Here is a 20,767-nt window from a genome sequence, read left to right on the forward strand (position 1 = left end):
CATTCGTGAATTAGTGGCAGAAACAAAAGGACATAGAATCATATTATCAGGAGGCGGCACAGGAGGTCATATCTATCCTGCCATTGCTATTGCTAACGAATTAAAATCGCGTTTTCCGGATGCGGAATTCTTGTTTGTAGGGGCGAAAGATAGAATGGAAATGGAAAAGGTGCCGCAAGCAGGATACAATATCAAGGGCCTTTGGATTTCCGGGATTCAGCGTAGATTAACTTTAAAGAATGTATTATTTCCATTAAAAGTAATTAGTAGCCTTTGGAAAGCTCGTAAAATCGTAAAGTCCTTTAAGCCGGATGTGGCTATAGGGACCGGAGGTTTTGCGAGCGGGCCATTGTTGTATGTGGCTGCTTCAAACAATATACCCAGTTTAATACAAGAACAGAATTCCTTTCCGGGAATCACTAATAAATTACTGGCTAAAAAAGCACAAAAAATATGTGTGGCCTATGATAATTTGGAACGCTTCTTTCCGAAAGAAAAAATGATTAAAACAGGGAACCCTGTAAGACAGGATTTATTGGATATTGATTCTAAAACGGTAGAAGCTAAAAATCATTTCAATTTAAAACACGGCAAGTATACGTTGTTGGTCTTAGGAGGTAGTTTGGGTTCCAGAAGGATCAATGAATTAATTGAAACGGAGTTAGATTTTTTCGACACTCAAAACGTTCAGATTATTTGGCAATGTGGAAAGTTGTATTACCAGCAATATAAAATTTACAGCAACACCAATAATGTGCAGGTATACGAGTTTTTAAACGATATGGGCTCAGCCTATGCAGCAGCAGATATCATAATTTCAAGGGCCGGTGCCAGCTCGGTATCGGAGTTATGTATTGTAGGTAAACCGGTGATTTTTATACCGTCTCCCAATGTGGCAGAAGACCATCAAACCAAAAATGCGATGGCCATTGTAAATAATGATGCTGCTATCATCATTAAAGAGGAAGATCTGGAAGTGGATTTTGAAAATAAGTTTTCACAATTAATTGCATCCCAGGAGAAACAAAAAACATTGGGGGAAAATATTAAAAAGTTAGCCCTGGTGGACGCCACAAAAGACATAGTGGATGAAGTGGAAAAACTGTTGAACAAAGCATGAATTTAAAACATATACATAACGTTTATTTTGTTGGTATCGGAGGTATCGGTATGAGTGCTTTGGCCAGGTATTTTAAGGCAAATAAAAAGCTGGTAGTGGGGTATGACAAAACACCCTCTGAAATAACAGATGGGCTAATTGATCTGGGTATTGAGGTTCATTTTAATGATAGTGTAGAAAATATTCCGGTCCCATTCTTAAAATCGGAAAATACCCTGATAGTTTATACACCGGCCATACCAAAAAGCCATTCGGAGTTAACTTATTTCAGAAATAATCAGTTTCAGGTTTTAAAGCGTTCCAAGGTCTTAGGGCTCATAACAGAAAACACATTTTGTTTAGCGGTTGCCGGTACACATGGTAAAACGACCACAACAAGTATTTTGGGGCATTTGTTACATGAATGCGATGTGGAGGTTACCGCATTTTTAGGAGGCGTTACGGAAAATTACAATTCGAATTTAATTATAAAAGGGACTAAAGTTTCAGTAGTCGAAGCGGATGAATTTGACAGATCGTTCTTAACCTTATCACCTAATATGGCTGGCATTACCTCAATGGATGCCGACCATCTGGATATTTACGGTGAAGCGGATGCTTTAAAAGCGTCGTTTATAGAATTTACAAAACGTTTAAAGCCTAAAGGAAAGCTTTTTGTAAAAAGCGGATTGCCAATGGAAGGCATCACCTATGGCATAGAGGACGATTCCGATTACTCAGCTCAAAATATAAAGATTGAAAACGGTACTTATGTTTTTGATGTAAAAACACCAAAAGCCGTACTTGAAAATATACATTTTAACCTACCTGGTAGACATAATTTGTCGAATGCATTAATAGCCTTGGCGATGGCTGTGGAGTATGGTTGCCCTCACCAGCAGCTCGCCAAAGCTTTAGCATCCTTTAAGGGTGTAAAAAGGCGATTCACCTATCATATAAAAACAGACGCCCTGGTTTTTATTGATGATTACGCCCATCACCCGGAAGAAATTAATGCGGTGCATCAGGCGGTTAGGGAAATGTACCCTGAGAGAAAGGTGTTAGCTGTTTTTCAACCGCATTTGTTTAGTAGAACAAAGGATTTTGCAGATGAATTTGCCGATAGTTTATCGCAGTTTGATGAAATCATATTACTAGACATTTATCCGGCTAGGGAATTGCCAATTGAAGGGGTGACTTCTGCCTGGTTATTGGGGAAAATAAGGAATGAAAATAAGCGGTTAGTTAGTAAAGAAGCATTACTTGAAAACATACTTGAAAGTGATGCCCGGATCATCTTAACAATAGGCGCCGGCGATATAGGAGAAGAAGTAAATAAAATTAAAAAAGGATTAAGCCTTGCGAGTTAACTGGAACTACATAAAAATGATTGTTTTATTGGGCCTGATAGTCTTTTTATACGCCTTTGCATCCCACAAAAATGATGCGAGAAAGGTATCCAAACCGAACGTTGAATTTATTGGGGAAAATAACCTGTATATCACCAATGAGAATGTTAGTAAATTGTTAATACAAAATTATCAGGGCTTTAAAAATGAGTCAAAAGAAGCTTTAGATTTGAATGAATTAGAAAATGCCCTGAAATCTAATCCATTGATAAAATCTGCAGAGGTGTATGTAGCTGTAAATGGCACACTTAATGCCAAAGTTGAACAAAAAACGCCTGTTGCAAGAGTAAGTACTAACGCGTCGTATTACATTGATGACGAAGGGTCGTTTATGCCTTTGTCAGGTAATTATTCTGCCAGAGTACCATTGGTTACCGGTTATGTTGAAAAAAATAATTTAAAGAACATCTTTAAAGTTGCCCAAAAAATTAAAAATGATGACTTCTTAAAAAAGCATGTTATTGAGATCCATCAAAGCATAGATAAGGTCATTTTTTTAAGGCTCAGGCAATGTAAGTTTTTGGTACAATTGGGGGATGTGAAATTATTAGATAAAAAAATAAATAATCTGAAAGCGTTTTATCAAAAGAGCTTAAAAGAAAACACGCTTAACGATTATAAAAAGGTCAATTTACAATTTGACAATCAGGTAGTATGTAGTAAATAAAATGGAATAAGCTATTATTGAGAATTGAATAAAAAAGGCATTATAAACACGGTGTGAACATTGAGAATTAAATCTCAAATATCGAGCAAAAGTAAACTTTGGAAGTAAACTATGGAACATAATTTAGCAGTAGGATTAGACATAGGAACCACTAAAATTGTGGCCATGATCGGCCGAAAAAACGAGTATGGCAAACTTGAGATTTTAGGTATTGGAAAATCTAAGAGTTTAGGGGTGCACCGTGGTGTGGTAAATAATATTACACAAACCATTCAGTCTATTCAACAGGCGGTTCAGGAAGCCGAGGCTGCTGCAGATATGAAGATTGAAGATGTTACCGTTGGTATTGCAGGTCAGCACATTCGTAGTTTGCAACACAGTGATTATATCACCAGGCCTAACTCGGAAAATGTTATTGATGATGATGACATTGACCGGTTGATCAACCAGGTTCATAAGCTTGTAATGCTTCCGGGGGAAGAGATCATTCACGTGTTGCCTCAGGAATATAAAGTTGACGGACAAGCTGAAATAAAGGAGCCTATAGGGATGTATGGGGGCCGATTGGAAGCTAACTTTCATGTAGTGGTTGGCCAGGTATCGTCTATCAGAAACATTGGCAGATGTGTACAAAGTGCCGGATTGAACCTTGAAGGTATCACTTTAGAGCCGTTAGCTTCGGCTAATGCCGTTTTAAGCCAGGAAGAAAAGGAAGCAGGAGTGGCCTTAATTGATATAGGTGGTGGAACTACCGATTTAGCTATTTTCAGAGATGGTATTATTCGTCATACGGCGGTTATTCCGTTTGGAGGCAACGTTATTACCGAGGACATAAAGGAAGGATGTTCCATTATTGAAAAACAAGCCGAACTTCTTAAGATAAAGTTTGGTTCCGCCTGGCCGGGAGAGAATAAAGATAATGAGATTGTATCTATTCCCGGGTTACGAGGTAGAGAACCCAAAGAGATCACTTTAAAGAACTTGTCTAAAATAATTCATGCGCGTGTTGTTGAGATTGTTGAGCAGGTGTATGTGGAGATTAAAAATTACGGGCACGAAGAGCAAAAGAAAAAGCTCATTGCAGGCATTGTTTTAACAGGTGGCGGTAGTCAATTAAAGCATTTAAAACAACTGGTAGAGTATATCACAGGCATGGATACCAGAATTGGATATCCTAATGAGCATTTAGCCGGGGATAGTGACGAAGATATTACAAGTCCGTTGTTTGCTACAGCAGTTGGTTTGGTATTGGACGGATTGAAACGCCAGGAAAGAAAAAAGGTGGAGGCAGATGCGAAAGTGGATGAAGTAGAAGAAGATCAGGAAGACATTCAAGAAGAACCGAAAAAAGAACGCAGGTCGTTTCTGGATAAATTAACCGAAAGAGTTAAGGATTTTCTAGATAACGCAGAATGACAAAATAATTCATTGAATAAAAAAATAAGTACAAAACCCCAGAAAAAAAGAATTTATGAGCAGCGACAAAGAATTCGAAAGTATTGCATTTGATTTACCAAAGCATCAGTCAAATGTCATTAAGGTTATCGGTGTTGGTGGCGGTGGAAGTAATGCGATTAACCACATGTTCCAGCAGGGTATAAAAGGCGTAGACTTTTATGTCTGTAACACGGATGCCCAGGCGCTTCAAAACAGTGGTGTTCCTAATAAAATTCAGTTAGGTGTCAATCTGACCGAAGGATTAGGAGCAGGGGCCAACCCGGATATCGGTGAGCAGGCCGCCGTTGAAAGTTTTGAAGAAATTTCAAGAATGTTGGATACCAACACTAAAATGGTATTTATCACCGCCGGAATGGGCGGTGGAACAGGTACGGGAGCTGCACCAATTATCGCTAAAATGGCCAAAGACTTGGACATTCTGACTGTTGGTATTGTGACCATGCCGTTTCAGTTTGAAGGTAGAATGCGTATTGAGCAATCTCAAAAAGGTATTGAAAAAATAAGAAATGTTGTTGACTCTTTAATCGTAATAAATAACAATAAACTTCGTGAAGTTTATGGAAACCTTGGTTTTAAAGCAGGATTTTCAAAAGCAGACGAAGTGCTATCTACCGCTGCTCGTGGTATAGCAGAAGTTATTACACACCACTATACGCAAAATATTGATTTACGTGATGCTAAAACGGTATTAAGCAATAGTGGAACAGCCATTATGGGGTCAGCCATGGCATCCGGTCAGAACCGGGCACAAGACGCCATTAGAAAAGCGTTGGATTCGCCATTATTGAATGATAATAAGATCACCGGTGCTAAAAATGTGCTATTGCTTATTGTTTCAGGAACCCATGAAATTACCATTGATGAAATTGGAGAAATAAACGACCACATCCAGGATGAAGCAGGTCATGGCGCCAATATCATTATGGGTGTTGGGGAAGATGAAACTTTAGAAGAATCCATTGCCGTTACTATTATTGCCACCGGTTTTAATATGGAGCAACAAGACGAGATTTCTAATACCGAAACCAAAAAGGTGATCCACTCCTTAACAGCTGAAGACCAGGATTTAAGCTCTGAAGAAAAAGAGCCGGTAATTATCGCGCCTGTAATAGAGTTGGAGAAGAAAGAAGAACCACCTATTGTGCGCCATACTTTGGATTTAGATTGTGAAGACGAACAAAAACCGGAAGTTAAAAAACAAGCAAAGGAGACTGAATCCACTCCAAATGTGGATTTAATACCAACTTCAGAGATCATAAAAAATATGAATGTGGTTTATGAAGAAGTCAAGGCTAATATTGAAGAAGAAGAAGAAGATTTCATTATCAAGCCGGTCACAAAAATGGCTACTGATGTTGATGATGTTAAAGATATAGAGGTTATAGCTGATACTATTGAGGAGGAGGAGCAACAAATTACGTTGACATTTGATTTGCCATTATCTAAACCTGTTGAAGAGGAGAAAGAGGCGCAGGAAAATATTATTTCTTTCGATTTAAACGAAGAGGTAAAGGATATTCCTGTAAATGATTATACAGAGCTTATAACAGTTACGGAAACCAATGAAGAGGGGGACGTTCGTTACACACTGGATGATTATGTTGAAGTTGAATCGTCTATAAATCAAAAGCAATCTCCCGAAGTACTTGAGGAAATTGATAATGATGTGGTTTTTGAAAAGAAGATTGTTCATGAAAATGTAGTTGAAGAGGAAGTAGAAGAAGAGATAGACCCTATGAACAGTCCTATTTCAGAGTTGCTTAAAGAAAGAGCGGCAGAGCGCAGACGTAAAATGAAGGACTTCAACTATAAATTCAATAATGCGAAAATTGATGATATAGAAAAAGTGCCTGCATATAAGCGTCAGGGGGTAGATTTGGATGAAACAAAACATTCATCTGAGACCACCGATATGTCAAGAACGAGTATTGATTTAGACGATAACGATGATATTCAATTAAGAAGTAATAATTCATTTCTACATGATAATGTAGATTAACAGACACTGACTTACTTATATTTGTAAAACCCGAAAAGTCCTCTCAACTTTCCGGGTTTTTTATTGCGGAGACTTATGCTGAATTTGTTTTAATAAAGTAAGAATCTTATTTTTTTAGGTAAATAATAATTGATTTAAATCCAATAGGATTATTTGTTATATATTAGACATCTATTTTTTATCTTCGCATACTAAAATTTTACGAGATGGGTTTACAACAAGATGTGATGACGGCTTTAAAGGAAGCTATGAAAGCTAAAGACCAAACGGCTTTAACAGCGTTACGCGCTGTAAAATCCGCTATTTTATTAGCCAAGACGGAAAGTGGTGCAGGAGATGAGTTGACCGAAGAACAAGAATTAAAATTACTTCAAAAACAGGTTAAACAACGTAAAGATAGTGCCGCAGTATATATGGAGCAGGGCAGGGAAGATTTAGCGGCTCCTGAGCTTGCGGAAGCAGAAGTTATTAGTCAGTTTTTACCGGAAGCTTTGACTGAGGAAGAAATAGAAAAAGTGGTTGTTGCTGTGATTGATCAGGTTGGTGCAGAAGGCATGAAAGATATGGGTAAGGTTATGGGCATGGTAAGCAAACAATTGGCAGGACAGGCCGATGGTAAAACCATTTCCGGGATCGTAAAAACAAAATTATCCAGTTAATTGGTTTTAGCAATGAACTGAGACTGCTAACTGAATACTGAAATAATGGCCACGTAGCTCAGCTGAATAGAGCACTGGATTTCGGCTCCAGCGGTCGGGGGTTTGAATCCCTCCGTGGTCACGAATAAATCAACTAAAAGTTGAAATGAGGCAAGCTCAAAATAAAAGAGCTTGCTTTTTTATTTTGAGTGCAGTCCTTGATTCTTTTGTTGATTTTCAGCGCGGAGCGCTCAGGGATATTCAATCCCTCCGTGGTCACTTAGAGCACAAAATCCATTCCTGAAAAGGAATGGATTTTTTAGTTTTAGAAAATGTCAAATCATGAGTTTTGTAAATGAACTAAAACTAAAAAACAATCGCTTAGGCGATTGGATTTTGTATTGTCAGGTGGGATCGCCTGGGATCAACGTAGTTAATCCTGTCGTGGTCACTCGAGCGGAGAATTTATTAAAATTAATAGGCTCTCCGTTTTTTATTTCAGACAAATCCTACGCCGGTAAAAGGATAGCAGAGAAAATAGAATTCACTCTTTTGGTTTGTTCTTCAACCCATTTATCTTTTGATATTCATTCATTTATTAGATGCCTTTCTCCTTCTGAAAAGGAAGAGCAATCCAATTCAACTATACTAAATTAAGGAGTAATTATAAAGAATCCCTATCTACAAAATTAAATGGTGCTTTAATTTGATCCTGAACATTATTTAAAATTAGTTTTGCGGCAGATTCCCCCATTACTTTAAAATCAGTAGAAATGACCGTGATTCCAAATAATTCTTTCAAGGGTGTATCATTATAGCTGATCAATCCAATATCTTCTCCTAAAACAAACTCATCTTCACGAATTTGCTTAATTAAATTAACCAAGTCATTTTCTTCTATCACTATAAACAAATCCCCTTTTTTCGATATCATGTCCTCATATACTTCATTCAGGATTTCAAAGTTTAATTTATACTCTACACAAAATTTTCTAAATCCGTGTAAAATTCTTTTTGGGTAGGGGTAAACCGCCTTTTCCGGATATATTAAGAATATTTTATCATACTTTTTAATCTTATCTACACCTTCCTTCAATGCACTATATATATCATTTTCAAAATCTTGATAAACCGCTTTGGTTTTTTCGTTACCCACAAATTTCAAATTATCTAAAATGACAAGTTTTTCATTGGGTATAGCATTGAGGGCATTTTTTTAGTGGTTTCGTATTTTGGTAAATAGCTTGGAATGATATTTTCTTCAAGAGACTTTCTTATAATCGTAAGCCATGTTTGATATTAGTTTAACTCATTTGGTCAGGTAAATGTAAATTTCTCTTTTCGTAGTCACAGTGCGCACTAGCTTGTCCGCAGAACATTACTTCTAGCTTAAATGGATATAATGAACCATAGCCTATCTTTTTAATTGGTGAAGGAAATAGTGTGAATGAATTAATTATCCATGTAATTGGGTAATTTATCTATTAAGCTCTACAAAAAAAGCACAAAATTTGCCTGTTTCCTTGTGTGCAAAAGGACTAGCATGCGCAAATAATTAAGAACTATGAATAAAAATTTACAAGTCCCCGTTGTTCCAAAAAAGTTATTGACCCCTTTTATATTGGTAACTTCCTTATTTGCCTTTTGGGGCTTTGCCAATGCGGTGACCGATCCTATGGTCCAGGCCTTTAAAAAAGTACTGGAATTGTCCAATTCCCAGGCCGCTTGGGTACAGATGGCCTTTTATGGCGGCTACTTTTGTATGGCGCTTCCGGCAGCTATGTTTATGCGAAGGTATTCTTATAAAATAGGTATATTGATAGGGTTGGCTTTGTTTGCCACAGGAGCCTTGTTATTTTATCCCGCTGCTAGCTCTGAAAGTTTTATGTTTTTCTGTATCGGTTTATACATATTGACCTTTGGCCTAGCGTTTTTAGAGACAGCAGCCAATCCGTATGCCCTAGCAATGGGACCAAAGGAAACGGCGACCCAGCGATTGAATTTGGCCCAGGCCTTTAACCCCGTTGGCCTGATCGCAGGCCTGTTTGTAGCCCAGCAATTTGTTCTGAAAAACTTAAAATCAGACGATGTTGAAGATTTCAGCGCCTTGGACGAGGCGTCAAAGGTATTGATAAAAACATCTGATTTATTGGTTATTAGAGATCCTTATGTCGCTCTAGGCTTAGTCTTGATAGGGGTGTTTGTAGTTTTTGCCGTTAGTAAGATGCCGCAATCCAAAGCCGAAGGGGATATGCCTAGTATAGGGAGGACGTTTGCTGATTTGTTTAAAAAGCCCAAATACGCCTTTGGGGTCTTATCCCAGATATTATATGTAGGAGCCCAGATTATGTGTTGGACATATATATACCAATATGCCGAGGGTATGGGAGTGGGTAGTGTTACGGCCGGATATTACCAAATGGTGGCATTTATAATTTTTACCATAGGAAGGGCCGTTGGTACGGCCATGTTGAGAACAATGAGCGGAGGAAGGTTGTTGATGCTGTTCGCCATTGGAGCTATGGCCTGTGTGTTGGCAACTATCTTTATTAAGGGAACGTTCGGTCTTTATGCTTTAGTAGGCGTATCGTTTTTTATGTCCTTAATGTTCCCAACGATTTATGGTATCGCTTTAGGGGACCTGACCGAAGACGAATCAAAGGTTGGTTCAGCAGGATTGATCATGGCCATTGTGGGTGGCGCGTTAATGCCAAAGCTCCAGGGCGTGATTATCGATATAGGAGGCAATGGTGTGGCCGATACTAAAGTTATGGGGGTCTCTGAAGTAAATTTTTCCTTTGTACTTCCCTTATTATGCTTTGCATTTATAATGTGGTATGGCCGTGCTGTAGCTACGAAGAAAATAAGATAATTAAATATGACAAGAACATAACTACGAATTTTGAAATGAAGCAATTAATAAAAAATACTTTTACAGTTGTTTTTACACTATTTTATAGCATTACCCTATTTGGTCAAGAACTGGAATTCCCATTTAAAAATCCCGAATTACCAATCAATGAAAGGGTTGAAGATTTAATTAACAGATTAACTTTACAAGAAAAGGCAGATTTACTATGGGAATTAGCTCCTGCCATAGAACGTTTAGGTATACCTAAATACTATCACGGCAATGAAGCATTACATGGTGTTGTACGGCCTGGTAAATTTACAGTGTTTCCTCAGGCTATTGCATTTGGTGCTACATTTAACCCAGATTTAATGAAAGAGGTGTCAACGGCTATTTCAACCGAAGCAAGAGGGCGTTGGAACGAATTAAATTATGGAAAAGAACAAAAAAGAAACCATTCAGATTTATTGACCTTTTGGTCGCCAACAATAAATATGGCAAGAGACCCTAGATGGGGAAGAACCGCAGAAACCTATGGCGAAGACCCTTATCTAACTTCAAAAATAGGAGTGCAGTTTGTCAAAGGTTTGCAGGGTAACCATCCAAAGTATTTAAAAGTGGTATCAACACCCAAGCATTATGTGGCCAATAACGTTGAAACCAACCGGTTTTCTGCAAATTCGGCCATCTCAGAAAGAACCTTAAGGGAATATTATCTACCTGCATTTAAAGCGGCGATAACTGAAGGTAAAGCAGAATCTATCATGGCAGCATACAATGCTGTGAATTGGGTGCCGAGCAATGCGAACAGGTGGTTGTTAATAGATTTATTACGAAGAGAGTGGAAATTTAAAGGGTACGTTGTTTCAGATTGCGGAAACCCTCATTTATTAAAAAACGCTCATAAATTCACAAAAAACTTTGAAGATGCAGCTGCAGCATCTTTAAGAGGGGGGATGGATCTAGAATGTAATGGAGGCGGTTATATAATGCGTGATTATTTAGTTAAGGCAGCGAAGCAGGGGAAAATTACAATCGAAGAGATTGATTATGCCTTAACAAACGTACTAAGGGCCAGAATGAAGTTGGGGATTTTTGACCCCATAGGATTGAATCCATACAATAAAATAAGACCAGAGGTAGTTGGTTGTAAAGAGCATCAGGAGTTAGCTTTAAAAACTGCGCTAGAGTCCATTGTCTTATTAGAGAATAAAGATGATATACTTCCAATAAACCCTAAAAAAATAAAGTCAATCGCAATAATAGGTCATAATGCGAATCAAACCATTTTTGGAGACTACAGTGGGGTGCCTTTAAACGAAGCTGTATCGCCTTATGAAGGAATTAAAGGATTGGTAGGGAAAAATGCTAAAATCAATTATGTGGATACCAAGCTGAATTTTGCAGATTTAAATATGGTAAGAGCCCGTTTTTTACAAACACCCCATGGAAAAAATGGTTTAAAAGCTACTTACTTTTCCAATATGGATTTAGAAGGTGAGGGTAAAACAAGAACAGATGCCAAGATTGATATTCATTTTCAGGACAACCCTCCGGATCCATATTTGGCAGAAAAAGAAAAATCTATAAGATGGGAAGGTAATATGCTACCTCCGGTAACGGGAACCTATGATTTAGCTATTAAAGCTTCCGGTAAAGTAAAACTATGGATTAATAATAAACTGATTATTGATGGTTGGGGAAAGAAGTATGATAACAGAATAGCATTCCATTTTGATAAAAATAAAAAATACAGCATAAAAATGGAATGGGCTGACAAAGGTTCGGGGCATAGAGCACGTTTGTTTTGGAAAACACCCGATAATTATGTGAATTCTTATGATGCCGAAATTGAAGCTGCTAAAAAAAGCGATATAGTAATAGCGGTTATTGGGACTGGTATGTACAATGAGAAAGAAGGACATGATAAAAAGCACCTTAATTTACCAGGGGATCAAATAGAGATGCTTAAAGCCGTATATAAAGTAAACCCAAACATAGTAGTGGTATTAATTACAGGAAGTCAACACACCATTCCATGGGTTAAGGAGCATATTCCGGGGATTGTAAATGCCTGGTATCCTGGGGAACAAGGAGGCACAGCTATTGCAGACATCCTATTTGGAGACTATAATCCGGCCGGTCGTTTACCAATTACATATTACGAAACTGTAGAAACCTTACCAGCGATGGAAAGGTATGAAGTTAGTGAGGGTAGAACCTATTTATATTATCATGGAAAGCCACTTTGGGAGTTTGGTTACGGATTAAGTTATTCAACTTTTGAGTATTCAGATTTAAAAATTAGTTCTAAAACTCTAAAAGCCGATGCGAAACTTCAAATAAATGTATCTATTAAAAATACCAGTAAAATAGATGGTGATGAGGTGGTTCAACTATATGTTGCTTACCCTGGGAGCAAAAAAAACAGACCGTTACAACAGTTGAGAGGTTTTAAAAGAGTCGCTATAAAGAAAGGCAAAACAGAAAATGTTAGTTTTAGTCTGACCAAAGATGATTTGAAATACTGGTCAACGGCAAAACAAGATTGGGATGTAGAGACAGGGAAGGTAGATATCATGATAGGAGCGTCATCAAAAGACATAAAACTTGCTACACAAATCGATGTAGAATAGCTTAAACATTAATAAGGCGCTTTTCTAAAAGAAAATTATCATCTATGAACGTGTTTGGCCCGGCAATTTATGATAAGAGGATGTAAATCAAAATGGTTAATAGAACTAAAACGGCCCCATACGGTTTAACTTTAGACCACGAAGCTTCTTCTTCCGTATGCTTTTTTTCTTCATAATAAGTTGCTGCCTCGGTGGTAGGGACAAACTTTGAAACTAAAAACATGATGAAAAAATTTAAAACGAACTCTATGCCCCACAAGTGAACAAAATGAATATTTAGATTTAAAATGAATGTCGTGAGTATGTAAAAAGCAAAACCAAAGAAAAGCCCTGCTTTAGCCCCGACGGTATTTATTTGTTTAAAAAATATACCGGCGATGATTATAGATGATATTGGAATAAAAAATATACCATTTAATTCTTGCAGGAGTTGGTACAACCCATCTGGTGCATACGCCACAAAAGGGGCGACTGCTATGGCAATAATGGCAAGTATAACCGAGGTTAGTTTTCCATACTTTACTAAAGTGGCATCGGAGGCATTTTTATTGATTATTTTTTTGTAGATGTCTAAACAAAAAATGGTGCTTGCAGAGTTTAATACACTATTAAATGTACTAAGCACAGCGCCTAAAATGACCGCTGCAAAAAAGCCAAACAAATAGGTAGGCAATACCTTTTTTACCAGCATGGGGTAAATAAGGTCGGGAGTATTATAAAACTCATCTTGGAAGTAATAATAGGCTATAAGGCCGGGTAAGACTATTATGGCAGGGACAAACAATTTTAAAACCCCGGTATAGATCAGACCTTTTTGAGCTTCGACCAGGTTTTTTGCTCCAAAAGCCCGTTGAATTATAGCTTGATTCATACCCCAGAAATATAACTGGTTGATCATTAGCCCTGTAAATATCACAGAAAAGGGGAGTACGGAGTTGGGTTTTCCAATAATGTCGAATTTGTCAGGGGCAAAATCGTAGACCGTTTTTAAGCCTTCCAGTACTTCACCATTACCAATTTGATGTAATGCTATAACAGGTATTATCAAGCCTCCCAATAACAAGCCAATACCGTTAAGGGAGTCTGAATAAGCCACCGCTTTTAGACCACCAAAAATGGCATATAAAGAACCGATAACGCCTATGACCAATATGGTAAAAATTGAAGATTCCTCTTTTGAAATATTGAACATACTTGAAAAATCAAAAACACTTTCAATGTTTATGGCACCAGAGTATAAGACTATTGGAAGTAGTGTAATAACAAAAGATGACATTAATAAAAATGCAACAACGGACCGAATAGTGCCGTCAAATCTTATCTCCAAAAACTCAGGGATGGTGGTTAATCCCATTTTTATAAATTTTGGGATAAAATAGATGGCCGCAATAACCAAAGCTATGGCCGAAGTAACCTCCCATGCGATAATGATGATGCCATTCTTATAAGAGCTACCATTCATACCAATTAAGTGTTCGGTAGATATATTAGTAAGAATCATAGAGCCCGCAATAATAGGCCCCGTTAAGCTTTTACCTGCTAAAAAATAACCCGTTGAAGTGTTAAACTTGTCTTTTCTGAGCTTGTAACTTGTATATAGTATTACAAACAAGGTAAAGCCAAAAAAGCCTAAATATGTATAAATCATCTCCAAAGGGTATTTAATTATTCCTATTCATCTTAAAACTTCAAGACGTCCGGTAAATATTTTTTTACTAATTCTTCGTAATAAGGCCTTAGGGTTTCTACATCTGGTTTTACAGGTGCTTTGGTGTATAAATCATATGGATTAAACTTTTTTACCCATTTGAACATTTCTACATCTTTAGCATTCATTAAATGGGCATATTCATTTTCTCTATGTTGGGCATAAAAGGAATGATACCTTATTATGTATAATGCCGGTTCAGGCAGGTAATCCTTTAATATTTGATACAGGTATTCATCATGCCCCCAACTCATTTTCACATGGTCTAATCCACAATTTGGGGAATAAATACCATATTTAGTATTGTATCGTTCATCGGTATAATCCGGATTTTGTGAAAAGTATTCGTAATGCACAATTTTATTTGAAAATTTACACCCTACGGGAAAAGTGTCCCCTACAACCGCCCATTGAGGCTCATCAAAAAGACAAAGTACTTTACCAACATCGTGTAGAAATCCTGTTAATACAAACCAATCCGGATGTCCATCAGCTCTAATGGCTTCAGATGTTTGTAGCAAATGTTGCAGTTGATCCAAATCAATGTCCGGATCGCTATCGTCTACCAGCGTATTTAAAAAGTCTATAGCTTCCCAAAGAGACATTTCTTTTCTATTAAATTGTAAAAGATCTTGTTCTTTTTCGCATACAAAATCATAAGTCTGATAGCTGTGGTTCAATCTATAAAATTCTCTCACTGTTTCGGCTCTATCCGAGTCTTTATAGTTCCTGAATTCTTCTTTTGACTTTTTAGGAACCTTTGGGTCCGGATATCGCTTTAAAACATCCTCCTCCCAATGTTCTATACTTTTCAAGGGTTCTTTTTTTGGTGCGTTTTTCATTTTTATCAGTTTTAAAAAGTTAGCCTAGAGATACAAAGACCTTTTTATGCCTGGCTCCAGGCTCCGTAATTCGGCCAGGCCACGTAAGCGCTCCATCCCGGCTTGGTCTTTAACTTCTACTAAAGAGGTTCGGCCCAATAAATTAGAAACGAAGCCTGTTGATTTTCTCACTTTATTGTTTATTTCCGATATTTTGTTGCCTATAGCATCCTTATCTCGGTCTAAAGTAACTATTTGAACTCCTACATTTGCTAAACTTTTACCAATGCTTCCATCAAGCATGTTTGCTACTTTGTTTTTTATATTAAATAGATTCATAAATTAATATGTTTTTAATCTTAAATAATTATGGAAATGGTAAGTGGCTCAAAATTATAATTAATGGCCTTTTGTATGATGGAATAATAAATCAAAAACATGTACAAATCTAACACTAAAAGCATTGAGGGCGACTCATATTGTTGTTAAAAAACAGGATTGAATTTCCCCAAAGTATTACTTTTTTTGAATAAATTTTGTAATTGAAATCCTGGTTTTTGGTAATTAAAAAAGATGCTTCTCCATGTTTTTGAATAAAATGTCCATTCTAAACTAGATGACCTATTCTAATTTTATCAGCGATTAACTAAAGAATATAAAAAATGAAAAAACTTAAACTATTATTATTAGCCTTTATTATAGGCTTTTCATCTTCAGCATTTGCGCAAGATAGTGTGTCAGGTGTTGTAACAGATGGTCAAAATGTTCCTATACCAGGAGTTAATGTCTTAATAAAAGGCACTACTACGGGTGCAGCAACAGATTTTGATGGTAACTACCAAATTAGTGCTAGTAATGGGGATGTAATTGTGTTTTCTTATGTGGGATATCAAACTGTAGAAATCATATTTACAGGACAATCCCCATTAAATGTTCAATTACTCGAAGATGCAGCTCAGTTAGACGAAGTAGTTGTAATTGGGTATGGTTCTGTAAAGAAAAGTGATCTTACAGGTTCTGTTGCTTCTATAGGAAGTGACGAGGTTGTTGAGCAACGGAAAACAGATGTTGCTCAGGCTTTACAAGGGCGTTTGGCAGGTGTAGATGTAAGAACATTAAACTCTAAGCCGGGTGCTCCTTTAGCAATAACGGTAAGAGGTAATACTGCTTTACGTAATACTAACCAGGGGAATGACGGTATAAATGATAATCCTGGAGCAGATTTAGGACAACCATTATATGTGGTAGACGGGATTTTCTTTGATAACATTAACATGTTGAATCCTGCCGATATTAAACAAATAGACGTATTAAAAGATGCTTCTTCAACGGCTATTTACGGAGCCAGAGGTGCCAATGGTGTTGTGATTATTACAACTAAAAGCGGTATAGAGGGTAGAACAAAGTTTACTTACGATGCTACTTTTGGCGTGCGTACTGCGGTAAATACCCCAGACTTCTTTAATGGAGATCAATACGTAGCCTTTGCAGAAGATGTAGTAAGAGCAAGGGAGTTTGGAAACTTATTAAACGCGGGAGCTGCTACTGCATCAGACTATAATAATATTGTACCTGATATGACTACAGAATTCATTGGTAGCGAAGAGCTGGATAATGTTGCTAATAGAAGGTATACAGATTGGATAGATATGTTTCAGGAAACAGGTATTCAAACAAGTCATACTTTAGCTGCCTCCGGAGGAGAAAATGGATTGATTTATAATGCTTCACTGGGATATTTGAAAGACGAAGGCGTTGTAGGTATAGAGGATTTTGAGCGCTATAACCTTTCAGGAGCTTTATCTAAAAGAGTAAATGATAAACTAACATTTGGCATAAAAACTTATTTGGCCTTTTCAGAACGCGAAGAAGGTAGTCGTGAATTATTTAGAAGTTCTTTCCGTTTAGCGCCTACAGTGAACCCTTATGACGAAAATGGCGATATTGATTTAATCCCTGATGAACAAGATCAACGTTTCATCAATCCATTATATGAAAAAGATGGTGCCTGGTCTGTAAACACAAAGCGTTTTGATATCATTGCCAATGCTTTTTTGGAGTATCAACCTTTGGAGTGGTTGAGTCTAAAAACACAGTTCTCTCCTAGTTTAAGTTCTATCCGTTTTGGAGAGTATAGAGGTTTATTAACTAAATCTGCCAGAAATGATCCAGGGCGTATAAGGTCTTATTACAATACAGTATTAGATGTGGCCTATACATGGGATAATATAATCAACATGAATTTTGATATCGATGAAGATCATAGTATAAAAACAACATTGATTACATCTTTGTATCAAAAAGAAATAGAAGGAAGTAATATTCAAACCAGAAACTTTAGTTCAGATTTATACTCTTTTTACGATACAAGAGCAGGTTTGGATATTCGTAACTATGATAGTTATTTTACAAAAGAAAATACAGCCTCCTTTGCTGCAAGGGTAAATTATAGCTATAAAGACAAGTATATTCTATATGTAACTGGTCGTTATGATGGCGCTTCACGTTTAGCTGAAGGTAATAAATGGGATTTTTTCCCATCGGCAGCCTTTGCTTGGAAAGTTAGTGAAGAAGACTTTATGCAAAACACCGAGTGGATCAGCAATTTAAAACTTAGATTGAGTTACGGACAAACCGGTAATATTAATTCTGTAAGTCCTTATGGTTCCTTTTCTTTCTTAAATAATAATACCTATTTGTTTGGTGATGATGTGTCAACAGCTCAGACTATTGGTGGTTTAGCAAACCAGGAATTAACTTGGGAGGTATCTACCGAAACAAATGTTGGGGTTGATGTAGGGTTCTTAAATAATAGAATTGCTTTAACCATAGATTATTATAACAAAGAGACCGATGGAAGTATTTTTAACAGGGAGTTATTTAATATCTCCGGATTTGGTTCAGCCATAGGTAACTTTGGTAAAGTAAGAAATAGAGGGGTTGAAGTAGTGTTAAATACTATAAACGTATCTAATGAAAACTTTAGATGGCGTACCTCAATTAACTTTGCTAAAAACAAGAACGAAGTATTAAAAATTGATGGTGAATTAGACCAAGTGCCATTGGGTCGTCATGGTGTAATAAAAGTAGGAGCCCCTGCAGACGCTATTTTCTCTTATCAAAATGAAGGTATTTGGCAGTTGGATGAGTATGCTGAAGCTGCTTCTTTTGGAGCGCGCCCGGGACAATACAAATTTGTGGATCAAGATAATAATGGTGTAATTAACAGTGATGATAAAGTAGTTATCGGATCACCGTCACCGGATTGGATAGCTGGTATGACCAATACCTTCTCTTACAAGAATTGGGAAGCGAGAATCCAGGTTAATACACGTCAGGGAACCTTGGGGCATTCTGAATTCTATCAAAACTTTGCGCCTTACCAAAATGATGGGGCTAAGTTCAACAAAATAAACTTAGATTACTGGACGCCAAATAATCCTAATGCATCACGCCCGGCATTGGCTTATGCACACCCGGGAGAATACTATTATGAAGAGTTTGACTTTGTTAAAATTGCAAATATAGGGTTCACTTATACTTTACCTGATAGCATTTTGGATAAAGTGAACTTAGATGCTGTACGCTTATCATTAGATATTCAGAATCCATTCATATTTACAGATTACGAAGGACCGGATCCTGAAACAGGACTACAAAATTCTTATAGCTCGAGTTATATGGTTAAAACCGTGTTGTTTGGATTAAATGTATCATTATAAATTTTAATTGTTAAGAAAATGAAATCAATTTTTAAAATACAATATTTAGCATTCTTTATGGTAGTTTCCAGTTTTGTAGCTTGTGAGAATTACTTAGAGGAAGAATTTTACGATGTAACCACCGAAAACTCGCTTACGCAGGATAATGCAGACCAATTAGTAGCAGGCGTATATCGTGGTCTTAGGGATATTTACAAAAACTATAATATTGCTTTTTCCGGGACAGACATGTTTACTAGTCAGGGAGATGTAAGCAGTACTTCGGATTTGAATGATTATTTTGGATTAAGCGCAGATAATGGAACTATTGGTTGGTATTGGAGTGCTAACTATAATATGATCGCCGATGCCAACATTGTAATCAATCGTTTTGAAAATCAAATTAGTTGGAGTGATTCTAAACTTGGAGATCGTGATTACGGTATAGCTCAAGCTAAAGCATTACGTGCCTTAGGGTTTTATAATTTAGTTCAACATTTTGGAGGTGTGGTTTTAGAATTAGAAGAAACAACATCCATTCGTTCAGATTATGCACGTTCTTCTGAAGAAGCCACCTTTGCTCAAATTATTTCTGATCTGGAAGCGGCCATTCCAAACTTACAGGACAGTCCGCAAACAGGCCGTATTTCCAGAGCTGCTGCCAGACATTTATTGGCAGATGTATATTTAACAAGAGCATATAAGGCTTTTGGAAGTTCGGCTGACTTTACTACAGCCGCAAATTTAGCAGAACAAGCTATTGGTACTTATGATATTAGAAGCCAAACCTATGCTGAGGTATTTGACTTAAACAATCAGGTAAACCCGGAAGTCCTGTTTGCGGTACAATATGGTTCGCAAGGAAATAGTGAGGATAGGGATAATACAAAGCATGGTATATTCATGAACAGTGTAAATGATTATATAGGTATTGGTAGAAATAACCAATATGGTGCCAATAATACAGGTTTGATGCCTACACCTCATTTCTATTCTTTATTAGCTGATAATGATACAAGGGATGCGGCTACATTACATCGTGTATTATTTGCAGACGAAGAAGCTACCTTTACATCAGACGTTGGAACCGATAACGTTGTGGCCGGAGATACCATAGCATATTACCCAAAAATGGCTTTAAGTACACCTGAGATAACAGATAAATTGAACCGCTATTGGGTATATCAGCCAGACCAGTATTTGTTTGGAAACCCAACCAATATAGGGGGCGTAATTTACCAGTATTCATCCAATGTAATTAGAACAAATTTCCCTATTTTTAAGAAGTTTGATGATGTAAACATCGATGCCGAGCGTGGTGGTTCTCGAGATACTTATGTATTTAGAATAGCTGAAACCCATTTGTTGGCAGCAGAGGCATACCTGGGAGCTGGAAATACTACGTCAGCGTTATCACACATAAATAGGGTTAGGGAAAGAGCTACCGGTGTGGCTAATCATTATACATCTGTAGATATAGATACTATTCTGGATGAAAGAGGTATTGAGTTGGCCGGTGAAGAAAACAGATGGGCTGTATTAAAGCGTTCCGGGAAATTGCAGGAGCGTATTATGATATACAATCCTCATAATGCGGATCATAGTGCATTTAATGCCAATACGCATTTAGTAAGACCAATTCCTTCTCATGAAATTGAACTATCTGATGGTTCATTGCAGCAGAACCCTAATTACTAAAGATTAATAGCGCTTTAGATTAATTTTTGAGTTAGTCATAGTTGTTTAGTTTTATAAAGGCAGATGGAATTTATAATGTTTG

At 37.1% G+C, this 20,767-nt stretch carries 15 protein-coding genes and 1 tRNA gene; 12 read left to right on the forward strand and 4 right to left on the reverse strand.

Going from position 1 to position 20,767, the window contains the following annotated elements; all coding sequences use genetic code 11:
• Positions 1-13 precede the first annotated feature (13 nt).
• The 8 genes from murG (at position 14) to Q0983_RS10090 (ending at position 7,927) form a co-directional block, all read left to right on the forward strand.
• Entirely contained in the window at positions 14-1,120 is a 1,107-nt protein-coding gene (gene murG / locus Q0983_RS10055; protein WP_299552222.1) for an undecaprenyldiphospho-muramoylpentapeptide beta-N-acetylglucosaminyltransferase, read from the forward strand.
• Positions 1,117-2,469, forward strand: a complete 1,353-nt coding sequence (gene murC / locus Q0983_RS10060; RefSeq protein WP_299552225.1) for a UDP-N-acetylmuramate--L-alanine ligase — start codon at positions 1,117-1,119, stop codon at positions 2,467-2,469. Before murG ends, murC begins: the two co-directional genes overlap by 4 nt.
• 16 nt (positions 2,470-2,485) lie before the next feature.
• Positions 2,486-3,175, forward strand: coding sequence for a hypothetical protein (locus tag Q0983_RS10065; RefSeq protein WP_366141005.1), 690 nt, complete (start codon positions 2,486-2,488; stop codon positions 3,173-3,175).
• 111 nt (positions 3,176-3,286) lie between these two features.
• A complete protein-coding gene (gene ftsA / locus Q0983_RS10070; RefSeq protein WP_299552230.1) occupies positions 3,287-4,591 on the forward strand; it encodes a cell division protein FtsA in 1,305 nt (434 codons plus the stop codon).
• A gap of 55 nt (positions 4,592-4,646) precedes the next feature.
• Entirely contained in the window at positions 4,647-6,632 is a 1,986-nt protein-coding gene (gene ftsZ / locus Q0983_RS10075; protein ID WP_299552232.1) for a cell division protein FtsZ, read from the forward strand.
• Between the two features lie 206 nt (positions 6,633-6,838).
• Positions 6,839-7,291, forward strand: a complete 453-nt coding sequence (locus Q0983_RS10080; protein WP_299552237.1) for a GatB/YqeY domain-containing protein — start codon at positions 6,839-6,841, stop codon at positions 7,289-7,291.
• Between the two features lie 47 nt (positions 7,292-7,338).
• A tRNA-Arg gene (locus Q0983_RS10085) sits at positions 7,339-7,412 on the forward strand.
• Positions 7,413-7,612: 200 nt separating this feature from the next.
• Complete coding sequence (locus tag Q0983_RS10090) at positions 7,613-7,927, forward strand: hypothetical protein (protein ID WP_299552239.1); 315 nt, start codon at positions 7,613-7,615, stop codon at positions 7,925-7,927.
• A gap of 7 nt (positions 7,928-7,934) precedes the next feature.
• Here Q0983_RS10090 and Q0983_RS10095 read toward each other — a convergent pair whose 3' ends face one another.
• Entirely contained in the window at positions 7,935-8,426 is a 492-nt protein-coding gene (locus Q0983_RS10095; RefSeq protein WP_299552242.1) for a substrate-binding domain-containing protein, read from the reverse strand.
• A gap of 408 nt (positions 8,427-8,834) precedes the next feature.
• On the opposite strand from Q0983_RS10095, the gene fucP reads away from it, so the two are divergent.
• Positions 8,835-10,142, forward strand: coding sequence for an L-fucose:H+ symporter permease (gene fucP, locus Q0983_RS10100; protein WP_299552245.1), 1,308 nt, complete (start codon positions 8,835-8,837; stop codon positions 10,140-10,142).
• Between the two features lie 35 nt (positions 10,143-10,177).
• The gene (locus Q0983_RS10105) at positions 10,178-12,757 is read left to right on the forward strand and encodes a glycoside hydrolase family 3 C-terminal domain-containing protein (RefSeq protein ID WP_299552248.1); all 2,580 of its coding nucleotides are present in this window, start codon (positions 10,178-10,180) and stop codon (positions 12,755-12,757) included.
• A 67-nt stretch (positions 12,758-12,824) separates the two neighbouring features.
• On the opposite strand, the gene Q0983_RS10110 is transcribed toward Q0983_RS10105, so the two are convergent.
• From Q0983_RS10110 to Q0983_RS10120, 3 genes are read right to left on the reverse strand one after another with little or no spacing between them, the layout of a single operon-like run.
• Positions 12,825-14,405, reverse strand: a complete 1,581-nt coding sequence (locus tag Q0983_RS10110; RefSeq protein WP_299552251.1) for a solute:sodium symporter family transporter — start codon at positions 14,403-14,405, stop codon at positions 12,825-12,827.
• A 32-nt stretch (positions 14,406-14,437) separates the two neighbouring features.
• Complete coding sequence (locus Q0983_RS10115) at positions 14,438-15,307, reverse strand: inositol oxygenase family protein (RefSeq protein ID WP_299552253.1); 870 nt, start codon at positions 15,305-15,307, stop codon at positions 14,438-14,440.
• Between the two features lie 24 nt (positions 15,308-15,331).
• The gene (locus Q0983_RS10120) at positions 15,332-15,625 is read right to left on the reverse strand and encodes a hypothetical protein (protein WP_299552256.1); all 294 of its coding nucleotides are present in this window, start codon (positions 15,623-15,625) and stop codon (positions 15,332-15,334) included.
• Between the two features lie 323 nt (positions 15,626-15,948).
• On the opposite strand from Q0983_RS10120, the gene Q0983_RS10125 reads away from it, so the two are divergent.
• Together Q0983_RS10125 and Q0983_RS10130 are read left to right on the forward strand one after the other, a co-directional pair.
• A complete protein-coding gene (locus Q0983_RS10125) occupies positions 15,949-19,008 on the forward strand; it encodes a TonB-dependent receptor (RefSeq protein WP_299552259.1) in 3,060 nt (1,019 codons plus the stop codon).
• 18 nt (positions 19,009-19,026) lie between these two features.
• A complete protein-coding gene (locus Q0983_RS10130; RefSeq protein ID WP_299552262.1) occupies positions 19,027-20,685 on the forward strand; it encodes a RagB/SusD family nutrient uptake outer membrane protein in 1,659 nt (552 codons plus the stop codon).
• The last annotated feature ends 82 nt before the right edge of the window (positions 20,686-20,767 follow it).

It is taken from the genome of Seonamhaeicola sp., assembly GCF_028281565.1.
Classification (GTDB): Bacteria; Bacteroidota; Bacteroidia; order Flavobacteriales; family Flavobacteriaceae; genus Seonamhaeicola.

Bases quoted from the DNA above. Each gene is read 5' to 3' on its own strand.
- ftsZ (WP_299552232.1), top strand. From the start codon at position 4,647: ATGAGCAGCGACAAAGAATTCGAAAGTATTGCATTTGATTTACCAAAG.
- Q0983_RS10125 (WP_299552259.1), top strand. From the start codon at position 15,949: ATGAAAAAACTTAAACTATTATTATTAGCCTTTATTATAGGCTTTTCA.
- Q0983_RS10105 (WP_299552248.1), top strand. From the start codon at position 10,178: ATGAAGCAATTAATAAAAAATACTTTTACAGTTGTTTTTACACTATTT.
- Q0983_RS10130 (WP_299552262.1), top strand. From the start codon at position 19,027: ATGAAATCAATTTTTAAAATACAATATTTAGCATTCTTTATGGTAGTT.
- Q0983_RS10065 (WP_366141005.1), top strand. From the start codon at position 2,486: ATGATTGTTTTATTGGGCCTGATAGTCTTTTTATACGCCTTTGCATCC.
- Q0983_RS10120 (WP_299552256.1), bottom strand. From the start codon at position 15,625: ATGAATCTATTTAATATAAAAAACAAAGTAGCAAACATGCTTGATGGA.
- Q0983_RS10115 (WP_299552253.1), bottom strand. From the start codon at position 15,307: ATGAAAAACGCACCAAAAAAAGAACCCTTGAAAAGTATAGAACATTGG.
- Q0983_RS10080 (WP_299552237.1), top strand. From the start codon at position 6,839: ATGGGTTTACAACAAGATGTGATGACGGCTTTAAAGGAAGCTATGAAA.
- Q0983_RS10090 (WP_299552239.1), top strand. From the start codon at position 7,613: ATGAGTTTTGTAAATGAACTAAAACTAAAAAACAATCGCTTAGGCGAT.
- murC (WP_299552225.1), top strand. From the start codon at position 1,117: ATGAATTTAAAACATATACATAACGTTTATTTTGTTGGTATCGGAGGT.
- Q0983_RS10110 (WP_299552251.1), bottom strand. From the start codon at position 14,405: ATGATTTATACATATTTAGGCTTTTTTGGCTTTACCTTGTTTGTAATA.
- fucP (WP_299552245.1), top strand. From the start codon at position 8,835: ATGAATAAAAATTTACAAGTCCCCGTTGTTCCAAAAAAGTTATTGACC.
- ftsA (WP_299552230.1), top strand. From the start codon at position 3,287: ATGGAACATAATTTAGCAGTAGGATTAGACATAGGAACCACTAAAATT.